Source organism: bacterium (genome assembly GCA_024228115.1).
Taxonomy (GTDB): domain Bacteria; phylum Myxococcota_A; class UBA9160; order UBA9160; family UBA6930.
The window spans coordinates 1-15,495 of the sequence record JAAETT010000166.1; the positions used below are offsets into that span (position 1 = coordinate 1).

The 15,495-nt window shown below is 62.9% G+C and carries 13 protein-coding genes and 1 tRNA gene; all 14 read right to left on the bottom strand.

Features of this window, described 5'->3' with window-relative positions; all coding sequences use genetic code 11:
* A partial coding sequence (tuf, locus tag GY937_08270; protein MCP5056708.1) for an elongation factor Tu occupies positions 1 to 139 on the bottom strand: 139 nt, incomplete at its 3' end.
* A gap of 37 nt (positions 140 to 176) precedes the next feature.
* On the bottom strand, positions 177 to 2,252 hold the full coding sequence (gene fusA / locus GY937_08275; GenBank protein ID MCP5056709.1) for an elongation factor G: 2,076 nt from the start codon (positions 2,250 to 2,252) through the stop codon (positions 177 to 179).
* A gap of 64 nt (positions 2,253 to 2,316) precedes the next feature.
* Entirely contained in the window at positions 2,317 to 2,787 is a 471-nt protein-coding gene (gene rpsG, locus GY937_08280; GenBank protein MCP5056710.1) for a 30S ribosomal protein S7, read from the bottom strand.
* A 54-nt stretch (positions 2,788 to 2,841) separates the two neighbouring features.
* The gene (locus GY937_08285; GenBank protein MCP5056711.1) at positions 2,842 to 3,213 is read right to left on the bottom strand and encodes a 30S ribosomal protein S12; all 372 of its coding nucleotides are present in this window, start codon (positions 3,211 to 3,213) and stop codon (positions 2,842 to 2,844) included.
* Positions 3,214 to 3,540: 327 nt separating this feature from the next.
* Positions 3,541 to 7,710 carry a DNA-directed RNA polymerase subunit beta' gene (gene rpoC / locus GY937_08290; GenBank protein MCP5056712.1) on the bottom strand — a complete coding sequence of 1,390 codons (4,170 nt, stop codon included), beginning with the start codon at positions 7,708 to 7,710 and terminating at the stop codon, positions 3,541 to 3,543.
* Positions 7,711 to 7,777: 67 nt separating this feature from the next.
* Positions 7,778 to 11,956 carry a DNA-directed RNA polymerase subunit beta gene (gene rpoB, locus GY937_08295; protein MCP5056713.1) on the bottom strand — a complete coding sequence of 1,393 codons (4,179 nt, stop codon included), beginning with the start codon at positions 11,954 to 11,956 and terminating at the stop codon, positions 7,778 to 7,780.
* A gap of 125 nt (positions 11,957 to 12,081) precedes the next feature.
* On the bottom strand, positions 12,082 to 12,456 hold the full coding sequence (gene rplL / locus GY937_08300) for a 50S ribosomal protein L7/L12 (GenBank protein MCP5056714.1): 375 nt from the start codon (positions 12,454 to 12,456) through the stop codon (positions 12,082 to 12,084).
* Positions 12,457 to 12,546: 90 nt separating this feature from the next.
* Positions 12,547 to 13,089 carry a 50S ribosomal protein L10 gene (gene rplJ / locus GY937_08305; protein MCP5056715.1) on the bottom strand — a complete coding sequence of 181 codons (543 nt, stop codon included), beginning with the start codon at positions 13,087 to 13,089 and terminating at the stop codon, positions 12,547 to 12,549.
* Positions 13,090 to 13,111: 22 nt separating this feature from the next.
* Positions 13,112 to 13,816, bottom strand: a complete 705-nt coding sequence (locus tag GY937_08310; protein ID MCP5056716.1) for a 50S ribosomal protein L1 — start codon at positions 13,814 to 13,816, stop codon at positions 13,112 to 13,114.
* A gap of 2 nt (positions 13,817 to 13,818) precedes the next feature.
* Complete coding sequence (gene rplK / locus GY937_08315) at positions 13,819 to 14,244, bottom strand: 50S ribosomal protein L11 (protein MCP5056717.1); 426 nt, start codon at positions 14,242 to 14,244, stop codon at positions 13,819 to 13,821.
* A gap of 105 nt (positions 14,245 to 14,349) precedes the next feature.
* On the bottom strand, positions 14,350 to 14,880 hold the full coding sequence (gene nusG / locus GY937_08320) for a transcription termination/antitermination factor NusG (protein MCP5056718.1): 531 nt from the start codon (positions 14,878 to 14,880) through the stop codon (positions 14,350 to 14,352).
* 13 nt (positions 14,881 to 14,893) lie between these two features.
* The gene (secE, locus tag GY937_08325) at positions 14,894 to 15,085 is read right to left on the bottom strand and encodes a preprotein translocase subunit SecE (protein ID MCP5056719.1); all 192 of its coding nucleotides are present in this window, start codon (positions 15,083 to 15,085) and stop codon (positions 14,894 to 14,896) included.
* A gap of 51 nt (positions 15,086 to 15,136) precedes the next feature.
* A tRNA-Trp gene (locus GY937_08330) sits at positions 15,137 to 15,212 on the bottom strand.
* Positions 15,213 to 15,255: 43 nt separating this feature from the next.
* The coding region (gene tuf / locus GY937_08335; protein MCP5056720.1) for an elongation factor Tu at positions 15,256 to 15,495 on the bottom strand (240 nt) is incomplete at its 5' end.

Genomic DNA, 15,495 nt, shown 5'->3' on the forward strand with positions numbered 1-15,495 from the left:
ACGCCACCGGCTCGGCAAGACCCTTATGCGCTTGTCGCGCCGTGATCGCCGCCGTCAGCGTCGTCTTCCCATGGTCCACATGCCCGATCGTCCCCACGTTGACGTGGGGCTTGTTGCGTTCGAACTTCTCCTTGGCCATCGTTCACTCCGTCTCCTGGGCGTTTTCGCCCAAAGGGTCAGTAGATCTTCACGATCCCGCCGGCGACGGCCGGCGGTACCTCTGCATAGTTGGCGAACTGCATCGTGTACGTCGCGCGCCCCTGGGTCATCGAGCGGAGCGTGTTCACGTATCCAAACATCTGGGCCAGGGGCACCTCTGCGCGAACGACCTGGGCATTCGCCTGGATCTCGAGACCGGTGATCTGGCCGCGTCGACTGTTCAAGTCACCCTGCACCGGGCCCACGTGCTCTTCCGGCGTGACGACTTCCACGGCCATCATCGGCTCGAGGAGTACCGAGCCCGCGGTGCGCAAGGCTTCCCGCGTCGCGATCGAGCCGGCGATCTTGAACGAGCGCTCCGAAGAATCGACGTCATGGGCCTGGCCGTCGAGCAATTTCACCTTCACGTCGACGACCGGAAAGCCCGCCAGCTCGCCTGCCGTGCAGGCCTCTTCGCAGCCGGCCTGCACCGGCTTGATGAACTCCTTCGGAATGGCGCCGCCCTTGATGGCGTTCTCGAAAGTGAATCCACTGCCGCTCTCGCCCGGGCTGAGCTCGAGCTTCACGACCGCGAAGGCGCCGGAGCCGCCGGTCTGCTTGATGTAGCGGCTTTCGGCGATGGTCGACTTCGTGACCGTCTCTTTGTAGGCGACCTGCGGGCGGCCCACGTTCGCACTCACACCGAACTCGCGGACGAGCCGATCGGTGATGATGTCGAGATGCAGTTCGCCCATGCCCGCGATCAGGGTCTGGCCCGTCTCCTCGTCGGTGGTTACCTGGAAGGTCGGGTCCTCGGCGGCCAGTCGATCCAGCGAGGTCGCCAGCTTGTCCATATCCGCCTGGGTCTTGGCCTCCACGGCGATCGAAATGACCGGCTCCGGGAAATCGATCGTCTCGAGCAGGATCGGATTCTGCGGATGACAGAGCGTCTGGCCTGTGGCAACACCCTTCAGCCCCACCACGGCAGCGATATCACCGGCGGCCACCTCGGGGATCTCTTCCCGCTTGTTCGCATGCATCTGGAGAAGGCGCCCGATGCGCTCCTTCTTGCCCGTAGCCGCATTCAGGATCTGGTCGCCGGTCTTCGCCCGCCCGGAGTAGACGCGGATATAGGTCAGATGCCCGACGTGCTTGTCGTTGGCGATCTTGAACGCCAGGGCCGAGAAAGGCTCGGTCAGATCGGCGTTGCGGGTGACCTTCTTGTCCTTGCCGGGGAGCGATCCCTCGACCGGCGGTACATCCAAGGGGGACGGGAGCAGATCGATTGCGGCATCGAGGAGGGGCTGCACGCCTTTGTTCCGGAATGACGAGCCGCAGAGCACCGGCACGATCCGAAGCGAAAGAGTGGCCTCGCGCAGGGCCTTGACGATGGATTCGACCGGAATCTCGGCACCGTCCAGATAGCGGGCCATCAGGTCGTCGTCCACGTCCGCCGCCGCCTCGATCACCTTCTCGCGATGATCGGCGGCATCGGATTGCAGCTCCTCGGGAATCGGCTCCTCGTGGAAGGTGGCTCCGAGTTCCGTGCCGTCCCAGACCAGAGCCTTCTCGCGGACCAGATCGACCACGCCGCGGAAACCGTCTGCCTCGCCGATCGGCAGCTGAATGGCGATCGGGTTGGCGCCGAGGCGCTCGCGAATCATTTCCAACACGCGGGTGTAATCCGCACCGACGCGATCCATCTTGTTCACGAAGGCGATCCGCGGCACGCCGTAGCGATCCGCCTGGCGCCAGACCGTCTCCGATTGCGGCTCGACGCCACCAACGCCACAGAACACCGCGACCGCACCATCGAGGACGCGCAGCGAGCGCTCGACCTCGACCGTGAAATCCACGTGGCCCGGTGTGTCGATGATGTTGATGCGGTGATCCTTCCAGAAGCAGGTCGTGGCCGCCGAGGTGATCGTGATCCCCCGTTCTTGCTCCTGCTCCATCCAGTCCATCGTGGCGGCGCCATCGTGGACTTCGCCCATCTTGTAGTTCACACCCGTGTAGTAGAGGATGCGCTCAGTCGTCGTCGTCTTCCCGGCATCGATATGCGCCATGATGCCGAGATTGCGCGTGCGCTCTAGAGGTGTGGTGGTCCGGGTCATGTTTCGACTCGCGCTACTGCGCTTTGCGCCGTTTCCGGTGCGGAAGTTCCGCTTTTCGGCTCGCCTACCAGCGGTAGTGCGAGAAGGCCTTGTTGGCATCCGCCATTCGATGGGTGTCTTCGCGCCGCTTCACAGCTTCGCCCTGCTCATTGGCGGCATCGATCAGCTCGTTGGCGAGCTTGTCTTTCATGCTCTTGCCGCCGCGAGAGCGCGCTGAGCCGACCAGCCAGCGCATCGCGAGGGAAGTCGCCCGCTCCGGGCGAACTTCGATCGGCACCTGATACGTCGCGCCGCCGACCCGTCGAGATTTCACCTCGACGCGGGGCCGCACATTGTCGAGAGCACGGCGGAACATCGCCAACGGATCATTGCGGGTCTTCTGCTCGATCTCGTCGAAGGCACCGTAGAGAATGCGCTCTGCGGTGCTCTTCTTCCCATCGAGCATGATGATGTTCATGAAGCGCGTCACCATCTGATCCGCGTACTTCGGATCGGGCAAGACTTCGCGCTTGGGGACTTCTCGGCGTCGCGGCATGCGTTCCTCGAATGGGTCGCGGTGATGGGGAGATCCCGATCACCGCGTGTGTTCCTACTTGGGTCGTTTGGCGCCGTACTTGGAGCGGCTCTGGTTCCTGTCGGCCACACCGGTGGAATCCAGTGTTCCGCGCACGATGTGATAACGGACGCCGGGAAGATCCCTCACTCGTCCACCACGCACGAGCACGACCGAGTGCTCCTGGAGCGTATGACCGACCCCGGGGATGTAAGCGTTGATCTCGCGCCCGTTCGTCAGACGCACCCGAGCAACCTTGCGCAAGGCCGAGTTCGGCTTCTTGGGCGTGGCCGTGAAGACGCGGATGCAAACACCACGTCGCTGGGGACACGCCTGCAGGTCCGGAGCCTTCGAGAGCTTCGGTTTGCGGGAGCGGCCCTTGCGGATGAGCTGTTGTACGGTCGGCATTGAATCTCCGCATCTGCCGGGCGCCAGGCCCCGGATGCGTAGGGTTCGTTGGTCTGGAAGACGACTTCCTGGAAGTGCCAAAAAAAGACGGAGCGCCCCTTGCGGCGACACCCTCCGCCCGCGAGAAGACCGGAGCGGCACGCTCGGGAACTCTTCTCGCTGACGAGGCGGCCGTAGGTGGCATGCCCTCGCAGACCTGGAAACCGCAGCATCTTAACGGGCTTGCGGGCCCTGTCAACGCAGCGCTGACCCCGCTTCGAGGCCGATTGCGGGCCTGAAAACCCCCGCCAAAAAAATAAGGAAACGGCGCCTTGTACCCCAGGGGGACTACGCCGAGGGAGCGGTCTCTCCTTCCACCGGTGCCTCGGGTGCGAGGGTGACGGTATCGGCCGTCGACGTCTCGACCAGCCCGCCGACCGCGAGCGGCTCGGCTTCGTCCTCTTCCTGTCCCTCGACCTGGATCCCGATGTTCTTGTACCGCGACAGCCCGGTTCCGGCCGGAACCAGCCGACCCATGATCACGTTCTCCTTGAGCCCGTGCAGGTTGTCGGTCTTGCCCCAGATGGCCGCCTCCGTGAGCACCTTGGTCGTCTCCTGGAAGGAGGCTGCGGAAATGAACGACTCCGTCGAAAGCGACGCCTTGGTGATCCCCAGCAGCAGCGCCTCCGCCACCGCCAGCTCCTTGCCCTCGGCCTCCATCCGCTCGTTGGCCGCCGCGAAGGCGCGGCGCTCGACGTGCTCACCGACCAGGAAATCCGTGTCGCCCACATCCAGCACCCGAAGCTTGCGGGTCATCTGGCGGATGATGATCTCGATGTGCTTGTCGTTGATCTTCACACCCTGAAGGCGATAGACCTCCTGAACCTCATCGACCATCCACTTCGAGAGCTCCCGATCGCCTTCGATGCGCAGGATGTCATGGGGGTTCGGCGAACCGTCCATCAGCGGCTCGCCAGCGAGCACCCGGTCGGCTTCGTGCACGCTGATGTGCTTGCCCTTCGGGATCAGATACTCGCGGGCCTCGCCGCCATCCTCGGGGGTGACGATCACCCGCCGCTTGCCGCGCGAATCGGGCCCGAAGGAGACCAACCCGTCGATCTCCGTGACGATCGCGCATTCCTTCGGCTTGCGGGCCTCGAAGAGCTCGGCCACCCGCGGGAGGCCGCCGGTGATGTCCTTCGTCTTGCTCTTCTCGCGCGGAATCATGGCCACACTGTCGCCGGCAGCAAGCTCCTGCCCCTCGCTCACCGACACGTAGGCGCCCACCGGAAGCAGGGCCTGATAGGCCGTCTCGCCGTCCGCGCCCTTCACCGAAATGCGCGGCCGCATGTCGGGATCCTTCGATTCGGTGATCACCTTGGAGGAGAGCCCGGTGAACTCGTCCACCTGCTCTTGCATGGTGCTTCCCTCGACGATGTCGCCGAAGGCCACCGTGCCGTTGGCCTCGGTGAGAATGGGATTTGCGAATGGATCCCATTGGCAGAGGATCGTTCCCGCGCTGACCTTCTGGCCATCCTCGATCTGGAGATGAGCGCCGTAGACCACCGGGTAGCGCTCACGCTCCCGTCCGGAGACATCGAAGATCCCGATCTCGCCGTTGCGGTTCATGGCAATCAGGCGGCCATCCCGATCCCGCACCGTGCGCAGGTTCGAGAAACGGGCTTCACCTTCGCTGCCCGACTCGTGATGGCTCTGCTCCGCACGCCGCGTCGCCGCACCACCGATATGGAAGGTCCGCATCGTCAACTGTGTACCGGGCTCTCCAATCGACTGGGCCGCGATCACGCCGACGGCCTCGCCGAGGTTCACCATCTCACCGCGAGACAGATCCCGGCCGTAACACAGAACGCAGACGCCGCGCGGCACCCGACAGGTGAGCACCGAACGAATCATCACACGCTCGATCCCGGCGTCTTCGATGGTCTGAACCCGCTCCTCCGTGAGCTCCGACGATGCCGGAACGAGAACCTCGCCAGTCACCGGGTCGATCACGTCATTGAGTGTGACGCGCCCGAGAATGCGCTCGCCGATTCCCTCGATGATGTCACCACCCTCGACGAGCGGGTGCATCTCGATGCCGTGCTCGGTACCGCAATCTTCATCCCGGACGATCACGTCCTGGGCGACGTCGACCAGGCGACGCGTCAGATAGCCGGAGTTGGCCGTCTTGAGAGCCGTATCCGCCAGGCCCTTCCGGGCACCATGGGTGGAGATGAAGTACTGGGCCACCGAGAGCCCCTCGCGGAAGTTCGAGGTGATCGGGGTTTCGATGATCTCGCCAGAGGGTTTGGCCATCAGGCCCCGCATTCCGGCCAACTGCCGGATCTGCTGAGCGGAACCCCGGGCACCCGAGTCAGCCATCATGAAGATGGAATTGAAACTCGGAACGCGGACGTCCTCTCCTTCGGAATCCTTCACCGAATCGAGGCCCAGGTTTTCGAGCAGCTGGCCCGCGATCTTCTCGGTCGCTTCGGCCCAGATATCGATCACCTTGTTGTAACGCTCTCCGTCGCTGATCAGACCGTCGAGGTACTGGCTCTCGACCTCGCGCACTTCACCTTCCGCATCGTCGATGAAGCGCTCCTTGTCCGGCGGTACAGTCATATCGTCGACGCAGATCGAGATGCCGGCCTTCGTCGCGTTGGTGTAGCCGAGAGTTCGCAGACGATCCGCCAGGAGCACGGTGGCCTTGTTGCCAAGCCGCCGATAGGCCTGGTCGATCAACTCGCCCAGGGCCTTCTTGTCCATCACCTGGTTGATGATGGAGTAGGGAATGTCGTCTGGAACGATTTCCTTGAGGAGGATGCGGCCAGTCGTCGTCTCGACGACCTCGCCCTCGAGACGAACCTTGATACCCGCATGGATATCGAGTTCGCCCGCATCGTAGGCGACACGCACCTCGTCGGAACTCGAGAAGACCAGTCCTTCGCCGAGCACACCCGGCCGCTCGCGAGTCATGTAGTAGCACCCGAGCACGATGTCCTGGGAGGGATCGATGATCGGGCGGCCAGTCGCGGGGCTGAGGATGTTATTCGTCGACATCATCAAGACCCGGGCCTCGATCTGGGCCTCGACCGAGAGCGGCACGTGGACCGCCATCTGGTCGCCGTCGAAATCCGCGTTGAAGGCCTTGCAGACGAGGGGATGGAGCTGGATGGCCTTGCCATCGATCAGCACCGGCTCGAAGGCCTGCATGCCGAGGCGATGCAGGGTAGGCGCCCGGTTGAGGATCACCGGATGCTCCTGGATCACCTCCGCCAGGATGTCCCAGACCTCATCCCGCTCGCGCTCCACCATCTTCTTGGCAGCCTTGATGGTGGTGACGTGTCCTCGCTGCTCGAGCTTCGAGTAGATGAAGGGCTTGAAGAGCTCGAGGGCCATGCGCGAGGGCAGACCGCACTGATGGAGCCGCAGCTCCGGGCCCGCAACGATCACGGAACGACCGGAATAGTCGACCCGCTTGCCGAGAAGGTTCTGGCGGAAGCGCCCGGACTTGCCCTTCAGCATGTCGGAGAGCGACTTCAGCGGCCGCTTGCTCGGGCCCGTGATGACTCGCCCGCGTCGACCGTTGTCGAAGAGAGCGTCGACGGCCTCCTGCAGCATCCGCTTCTCGTTCCGGATGATGACCTCCGGCGCGTTCAGCTCCTTGAGCCGCTTGAGGCGGTTGTTGCGGTTGATCACCCGCCGATAGAGATCGTTCAGATCGCTGGTCGCAAAGCGTCCACCATCCAGCGGCACGAGAGGCCGGAGATCCGGAGGAATGACCGGAACCACCTCGAGGATCATGAACTGGGGGCTGTTGCCCGATTCGCGGAAGGCATCGAGCACCTTGAGGCGCTTGGCGAGCTTCTTGCGCTTGGCCTCGCTGGTGGCTTCCTTCATCTCGGCGCGAAGCACCTTGCAGAGATCTTCCACATCGAGGTTGCCGAGGTGCTCGCGCACAGCCTCGGCGCCGATGCCGTACTCGAAGGCATCCCGGCCGTACTGCTCCTTGGCCTCAGCGAGCTGCTCTTCATTCAGCAGCTCGCACTCCACCAGATCAGTGTCTCCGGGATCGATCACCATGTAGGCCTCGAAGTAGAGGACCTTCTCGAGATCACGCAGGGTGATCTCCATGATGTTTCCGATCCGCGAAGGCAGCGACTTCAGGAACCAGATGTGGGCAACGGGCGTGGCGAGGGGGATGTGGCCCATCCGCTCACGGCGCACCTTCGACTGGATGACCTCGACACCGCACTTCTCACAAACGACGCCCCGATGCTTCATGCGCTTGTACTTGCCGCAGTTGCACTCGTAGTCCTTGACCGGGCCGAAGATCTTCGCGCAGAAGAGACCATCCCTCTCCGGCTTGAACGTCCGGTAGTTGATCGTCTCCGGCTTCTTCACCTCACCGAATGACCACTCCCGGATCTGCTCCGGCGCTGCGAGCGAAATCCGGATCGCGTTGAACGCGAGCGGGTCTTTGGGCTTCTCGAAGAGGTTGTAGAGATCGCGCATTCGTTCCTCCCCATGGTTCATGGGAAAAGCAGAGCAGTGGAATTGAAATGACCCCGGAGGCCTTTGGCTACTGGGATTTGTCTTCGACGAGCTCGACGTTCAGGCCAAGGGCCTGCATCTCCTTCACGATGACCTTGAACGCCTCGGGAAGGCCCGGCTCGAGCTGGTTCTCACCCTTCACGATCGACTCGTACATTCGGGTCCTGCCGAGTACGTCGTCCGATTTGACGGTGAGGAACTCCTGCAGGCTGAAGGCGGCGCCGTAGGCTTCCATGGCCCAGACCTCCATCTCGCCGAGCCGCTGGCCACCGAATTGGGCCTTGCCGCCGAGAGGCTGCTGGGTCACCAGACTGTACGGTCCGATGCTCCGAGCGTGGATCTTGTCATCCGCCAGGTGGTGGAGCTTCAGCATGTAGAGGACGCCAACGGTCACATCGCTATCGAAGGGGTCGCCGGAGCGGCCGTCGAAGAGAACCGTCTGACCCGAGGCCGGTTGACCCGCCCGGGTGAGTTCGCCCTTGATCTCTTCCTCTCTGGCTCCATCGAAGACCGCCGACGCAACGTGGATACCCCGGCGGACGTTCATCGAGAGCGATTTGATCGCATGCTCGGTCGCCGAATCCAGCACCCTCGAGATGTTCTCGTCGTCGTAGATCTCCTTGAGCTTCGCTCGAAGGACCTCGACACCCGCATGCTGCTCGATCAGCTCGTTGACCTGGTCGCCCAGCCCGTGTGCTGCCCAACCAAGATGGGTCTCGAGCACCTGCCCGATGTTCATGCGCGAAGGCACGCCCAGCGGGTTGAGCACGATATCCACCGGCTTGCCGTTGGCCTGGAAGGGCATGTCCTCCTCGGGAAGAATCCGCGAGATCACGCCCTTGTTGCCGTGGCGACCTGCCATCTTGTCGCCGACCGAGAGCTTGCGCTTGATGGCCACATAGATCTTGACCATCTTGAACACGCCCGGCGGGAGCTCGTCGCCCTTCTTCAGGCGGGCAATCTTCTCATCGAAGACCGCCTTGATCACGCCGGCTTGCTCGTCGACGCTGGCAAAGATGCGATCGACGCGGCCTTGTGCCGAGCCGTCCGTGACCTGGATATCCGTCCAACGGCGATCCGGAACACCGGCAAGCAACTCGTCGGTGATCGTCGCTCCGTTCTCGATCCAGACCTCCTGGCGGCGCTCGTCTCCCACCCGGTTCGCAGCGTTCTTGCCAGCCAGGATCTCCCGGACCTTTCCCATCGCGTTGTCACGGATGATCTTGATCTCGTCTTCCTGGTCCTTGCGCAGACGATCGGTCTCCGCCTCCTCGTTCGAGCGTGCGCGATCGTCCTTCTCGACACCCCGGCGAGAGAACACCTGGGCCCCGATCACCGTTCCGGAAACACCCGGCGGCACGCGCAAGGAGGTATCGCGAACATCCCCGGCCTTCTCGCCGAAGATCGCCCGCAACAGCCTCTCTTCCGGACTGAGCTGGGTCTCTCCCTTCGGCGTGATCTTGCCGACCATGATGTCGTCGGATTTGACCTCGGCACCGATGCGCACGATCCCGGATTCATCCAGATCGCGTAGTGCCTCTTCGCCCACGTTCGGGATATCCCGGGTGATCTCTTCGCGGCCGAGCTTCGTGTCCCGTGCGACACACTCGAACTCCTCGATGTGAACCGAAGTGAAGAGATCCTCCTGGATCATCTTCTCGGAGATCAGGATCGAATCCTCGAAGTTGTATCCGCCCCAGGGCATGAAGGCGACGACCACGTTGCGGCCAAGCGCCAGCTCGCCGCGCTCCGTCGCCGGGCCGTCCGCAATCACCTGGCCCCTCATCACCCGGTCGCCAACCTGAACGATCGGCTTCTGGTTGATCGCCGTGTTCTGGTTCGAGCGCTGGTATTTGATCAGGTTGATGATGTCGACGTTGGGGGCGCTCTCGTCCTCTTCGTCGGGCCGAATCACGATCCGGCCCGCGTCGACGGCGGCAACCTTCCCGTCTCGCTTGGCGACGACCGTGACACCGGAATCCCGTGCGACGACGGATTCCATGCCCGTGCCCACCAGCGGCGCATCCGTGCGCAGCAGCGGGACGGCCTGGCGCATCATGTTCGAACCCATGAGTGCGCGGTTCGCATCGTCGTTCTCGAGGAACGGGATGAGGGAAGCTGCCACCGAAACCAGCTGGTTCGGCGAGACATCCATCCTCTCCACATCGCCGGCCTGGATCATCTGGGATTCACCCATCTTCCGGGCCATCACGGTTTCGTTCTCGAACTTGCCATCGGTATCGAGCGGCGCGTTCGCCTGCGCGACCGAGAGCCGCTCTTCTTCCAGTGCGGAGAGGAATTGAACCTCCTTCGACACCTTCTTGTCGTCGACCGATCGATAGGGTGTCTCGATGAAGCCCAACTCGTTCACGCGTGCGTAGGTCGAGAGTGATGCGATCAGGCCGATGTTCGGGCCTTCCGGAGTCTCGATCGGGCAGATGCGCCCGTAGTGCGTGGGATGGACGTCGCGAACCTCGAAGCCCGCGCGCTCGCGGGTCAGGCCGCCCGGTCCGAGCGCCGACAGGCGCCGCTTATGGGTCACCGCCGAGAGCGGATTCGTCTGGTCCATGAACTGGGAGAGCTGGCTCGAACCGAAGAACTCCTTGACCACTGCCGAGACCGGCTTGGAGTTGATCAGATCGTGGGGCATGAGCGTCTCGATCTCTTGAAGCGACATGCGCTCCTTGATCGCCCGCTCCATCCGCACCAGACCGATCCGGTACTGGTTCTCGAGCAGCTCGCCGACGACCCGCACGCGCCGGTTGCCGAGGTGGTCGATATCGTCCACCCGCTTGTCCGGATCCGAGCCGTTCTTCAGATCGACGAGATACTTGACCGCCGCCAGGATGTCGTCGTTGCGCAGCACCCGGAGCGCACCGAGCTCGATCGGCTCCTCGCCGCCCTTGTCGCCCTTCGGCTTGTAGACCGTCTCCTCTTTCGGATCGAAGCCGAGCTTGTAGTTCAGCTTGAGCCGACCGACCTTCGAGAGGTCGTATCGCTCCGGATTGAAGAACAGGTTGTGGAAGAGGTTCGTCGCCGTATCGAGCGTCGGCGGATCCCCCGGCCGCAAGCGCCGGTAGATGTCGATGATGGCCTCTTCCCGGGTGACGGTCTTGTCGCCGAGCAACGTGTCCCGCATGGCGGAACCGGAAAGAATCGGATCCAGGTAGAGGAGCTGGAACTCGTTGATTCCGCGGCTTTGGAGATCCTCGAGAACGGCCTCGGTGAGCTCCTCGTTGCATTCGAGAACCACCTCGCCCGTGGTTTCGTCGACGACGTCGACCGGCGCGACGCGCTTGACGGCGTCCTCGCGGACCAGATCGTTGATGTCGACCTGGATCCAGTCGATCTTGGCCTCGACGATGCGACGCACGTTCGCGGCGGTGAACTTCCGATCCTTGCGCGCGAGCACCTTGCCATCCGGGCCCTTGACTTCCCGGGTGCAGCGCTGGCCGACCAGAAGCTCCGGATCGACCTTCTTCATCACCTTCTTGCCGTCGAACTTGATCTGCTCCGCCTTGTAGAAGTAGGCGAGCAGCTCTTCCTCGGTGTAGCCGAGGGCCTTCAGCAGAACGGAGACCAGGATCTTCCGACGCCGATCGATCCGAGCGAAGACGAGATCCTTGTGATCGAACTCGATGTCGAGCCAGGAACCGCGGTAGGGAATGATCCGGCAGGAATAGAGCTTCTTGCCAGCCGCGCTGACGGTGGTCGAAATGCTCGTGTCGTAGAAGATTCCCGGCGAACGATGGAGCTGGGAAACGATCACCCGCTCCGTGCCGTTGATGATGAAGGTGCCGTTGTCGGTCATGATCGGGATTTCCCCGAAGTAGACCTCCTGCTCCTTCACGTCACGGATCGTCTGGGAGCCTTCGGCTTCGTCCCATGCCACCAATCGGATGGTGACCTTGAACGGTGCCGCGTAGGTCATGCCCCGCTGGAGGCACTCCTGCACGTCGTATTTCGGCTCCTCGAGCGTGTAGGCCACGAACTCCAGGGACGCGGTGTCATTGAAGTCCTTGATCGGGAAGACAGACTGGAAAACAGCCTGCAGTCCGACACGTTCCCGCTTCTCCGGTTCGATCCGGGTCTGCAGAAATTTTTCGAACGACTCCTTCTGGATCTCGATCAGGTTCGGGATGTCCAGGATCCGCGGGATCTTGGAAAAATCCCGTCGGACTCGGGGTGCGTTCTGAGAGAACTGGATCTCGGCCACGTAGTCACCTCGGTTGGAAACGAAGTGTGGAGCGCGCGTTCAATGCGGGACGACGAAGATCGGCGGAAGCACCCTGAACACGTGCGAAGCGGGTGCTTCCGGCAGGAGCCGGTCGGCTACTTGATGTCAGCCTGACCGCCGGCACCTTCGATCTGCTCTTTGATCTTCTGGGCCTCGTCTTTCTCGACGCCTTCCTTGATCGGCTTGGGCGCGCCCTCGACGAGTTCCTTGGCCTCCTTGAGGCCAAGGCCGGTGATGGCGCGGACCTCCTTGATGACCTGGATCTTCTTGTCGCCCTGAGAGATCAGGATGACATCGAACTCGGTCTGCTCCTCGGCGGCGGCGCCACCAGCTGCACATGGCGCCGCGGCCACGGCGACGGGCGCCGCGGCAGTGACGCCCCACTTCTCTTCGAGAAGCGTGGAGAGCTCAGCGGCCTCCATGACGGTGAGTTCGGAGAGTTGGTCTGCGATTGCGTTCAGATCGGCCATGGGGTTCTGCCTTCCATGTTGCGGGCGGTTCGAGCGGATCCTTGGACCCTCCCGCCCTATGCAGGGGTTGACTGTTAGAAAGGCGACGCGTCAGGCGCCGCCGGACTCCTCGAGCTGGGAACGGCGGGCGTCCATCACCCGCGCAAGCTGCGTTGCGGGGGCCGCAACGACCGCCGCGATCTTCTGGGCCGGCGCCTGGAGCAGGCCGATGAGCTTGCCACGAAGCTCGTCGAGCCCGGGCAAGGTCGCCAACGTGCCGATCTCGGCGGTGTCGACTGCGCGACCATCGAGGAGGCCGCCCTTGATCTCGAAGGCATCGTTGTCATCCGCGTAGTTGACGAGCGCCTTGGCCAGGCCCACCGGGTCGCCATAGGAAATGGCGACAGCGGTCGGACCGACGTAGAAATCGGACAACGCCTCGGCAGCACCGCCTTCGGAAGCCCGTCTCAGGACCGAATTCTTGACGACGTGGTATTCGTAATCCCCGTTGCCTTCGGTGTGGAGCGTGCTTCGCAGGCCGTTGATGGACATGACACCGACGCCACGATAATCCGCAACGATGATGGTGCTGGCCTTGTCGAGTTTGCCCTTGAGCTCGGCGACGGCTTCTTGTTTTTGTGCGTAGGTGAGCACGTTCAGTCTCCTCAGGGCCCGCTCAGGCGGCCTTCTCGACGGACGACGGGTCGATATGGACACCGGGGCCCATCGTCGTCGAGATCGAGATCTTCTTGAGATAGATGCCCTTCGAAGCCGCCGGCTTGGCCTTGACGATCGCGTCGATGAGCGCGCTGGCGTTGGCCAGGAGCTTGTCGGCGTCGAAGGATCGTTTTCCGATCGAAGAATGGATGATTCCGTTCTTGTCGACCCGGTATTCGACCTTCCCGGCCTTGTTCTCGCTCACGGCACGTCCGACGTCCTGGGTGACGGTACCGAGCTTCGGGTTCGGCATGAGCCCGCGAGGCCCTAGCACCTTTCCGAGGCGCCCGACCACACTCATCATGTCCGGCGTTGCGATCACCCGCTCGAACTCGAGCCAACCTTCGTCCTGGATCTTCTTGGCCAGTTCGTCGGCTCCCACGTAGTCCGCGCCAGCCTCCGTGGCCTCGGTCTCCTTGTCGCCTTTGGCGAAGACCAGAACCCGGACTTCCCGGCCCGTGCCGTAGGGCAGAACGATCGCTCCGCGCACCATCTGGTCCGAATGCTTGGGATCGACGCCCAGGTTGAGGGCGATATCCACGCTTTCATCGAATTTGGCGGCAGGCCAGCCCTTGAGCAGCTCGATGCCATCGCCGAGCCCGTAGAGCTTCTCGACTTCGAGGGAGTCCGCGGCCGTGTTGTAGCGCTTGCTATGTCTCGGCATGATCAGGCCTCCACCTCGATCCCCATCGATCGGGCAGTGCCCGCCACGATGTTCATCGCAGCCTCGATCGTATGGGCATTGAGATCGGGCATCTTCGTCTTGGCGATCTCCTCGACCTGCGCCTGCGTCACCGTCCCGACCTTTTCCCGATTCGGCTCGCCAGAGCCCTTTTCGAGCTTGGCGGCCTTCTTCAGCAACACGGCCGCCGGCGGCGTCTTCAGCTCGAAGGTGAAGGAGCGGTCGGCGTAGACGGTGATCAGGGCGGGGATGATCAGGCCGGCCTGATCCTGTGTCCTCGCGTTGAACGCCTTGCAGAACTCCATGATGTTGACGCCGTGCTGGCCCAGGGCGGGCCCCACCGGCGGTGCCGGATTTGCCTGCCCCGCCGGGCACTGGAGCTTGATCTGTCCAATGACCTTCTTTGCCATTCAGGATTTCCTCTCAACTTGCGCGGGTTCGAACGAACGCCTCGAAGGCGGCCTCCCCGTCGTCATTCGCGGGCACCGGAGTGCGCCGCGAGAAAAAATGGGCCGTCAGGCCTTCTCCACATTCACGTAGTCGAGCGTCACCGGGGTCGATCGACCGAATACCTGCACCATCACGCGGACCTTCTCCTTCTCGGGAAGGACCTCATCCACGAAGCCCGAGAAGTTTGCGAACGGCCCGTTGACGACCCGTACGCTCTCGCCCTCGTCGAAAATGATCTTGGGCTTCGGCTTCGACTCGCCCTCTTTCATCTGTGCGGCCATCTTGGCCACGTCCTCGTCCGGAATCGGGGCGGGGCGCTCTCCGCCCCCTACGAAGCCCGTCACCTTCGGCGTGTCCTTCACCACATGCCACGTGTCATCCGTCAGATTCATGTGGACGAGGATGTAGCCGGGGAAGAACTTGCGCTTCGAGGTCTGCTTCTTGCCCTTCACGACCTCGACGACGTTCTCCTCGGGAATGAGGATCTCGTCGATCTCCGCCTCGTGACCGGACGTGCGGGCACGCTCCAGCAGCGACCGCTTGGCCTTGGCCTCGTGACCCGAGTACGTATGAACGATGTACCACTTCTTGTCCATGGGTCGGTCATCCTCAGTTGAGGAGCAGCTCCATCACGTTCGTCAGTCCGGCATCGATCAGGGCGAGGACCAGTGTCAGGAAGGCGACGATCACGACGACGCCCACCGTTCCCCCTACGTACTCGCGCTGGCCGGGCCAGGTGATCTTGTTGAACTCGGTCCGGACGTCGGCGAAGTAGCTTCGCCCGTTCTGGACCCAGGTCATCGGGTTCATCTCCACTACTGCTTCCACGCCTTCCCGAGCTGTTTTGAAACTTGGCAGGTGCGGAGGGACTTGAACCCCCAACCTCCGGATTTGGAGTCCGGTGCACTACCAGTTGTGCTACGCACCTGTGCCGCGACCGGCGCTTCTGGCGACGGTCGCGTTCTTCTTTTCTACTCGATGATCTCGGTGACGACGCCGGAGCCGACCGTTCGACCGCCCTCGCGGATGGCGAAGCGCTGCTCGCGATCCATGGCGATCGGCGTGATCAACTCCACCGTCATCTCGATATTGTCTCCGGGCATCACCATCTCCGTGCCGTCCGGCAGGTGGGCAACACCCGTCACGTCCGTCGTGCGGAAGTAGAACTGCGGGCGGTAGCCCGTGAAGAACGGCGTATGCCGCCCTCCTTC

What these genes read in the sequence shown, in the direction of transcription:
- rplL (MCP5056714.1), bottom strand. Translation starts at nt 12,456, where the DNA reads ATGGCCGATCTGAACGCAATCGCAGACCAACTCTCCGAACTCACCGTC.
- nusG (MCP5056718.1), bottom strand. Translation starts at nt 14,880, where the DNA reads ATGGACAAGAAGTGGTACATCGTTCATACGTACTCGGGTCACGAGGCC.
- secE (MCP5056719.1), bottom strand. Translation starts at nt 15,085, where the DNA reads ATGACCTGGGTCCAGAACGGGCGAAGCTACTTCGCCGACGTCCGGACC.
- rplK (MCP5056717.1), bottom strand. Translation starts at nt 14,244, where the DNA reads ATGGCAAAGAAGGTCATTGGACAGATCAAGCTCCAGTGCCCGGCGGGG.
- GY937_08285 (MCP5056711.1), bottom strand. Translation starts at nt 3,213, where the DNA reads ATGCCGACCGTACAACAGCTCATCCGCAAGGGCCGCTCCCGCAAACCG.
- rpoC (MCP5056712.1), bottom strand. Translation starts at nt 7,710, where the DNA reads ATGCGCGATCTCTACAACCTCTTCGAGAAGCCCAAAGACCCGCTCGCG.
- rpsG (MCP5056710.1), bottom strand. Translation starts at nt 2,787, where the DNA reads ATGCCGCGACGCCGAGAAGTCCCCAAGCGCGAAGTCTTGCCCGATCCG.
- fusA (MCP5056709.1), bottom strand. Translation starts at nt 2,252, where the DNA reads ATGACCCGGACCACCACACCTCTAGAGCGCACGCGCAATCTCGGCATC.
- GY937_08310 (MCP5056716.1), bottom strand. Translation starts at nt 13,816, where the DNA reads ATGCCGAGACATAGCAAGCGCTACAACACGGCCGCGGACTCCCTCGAA.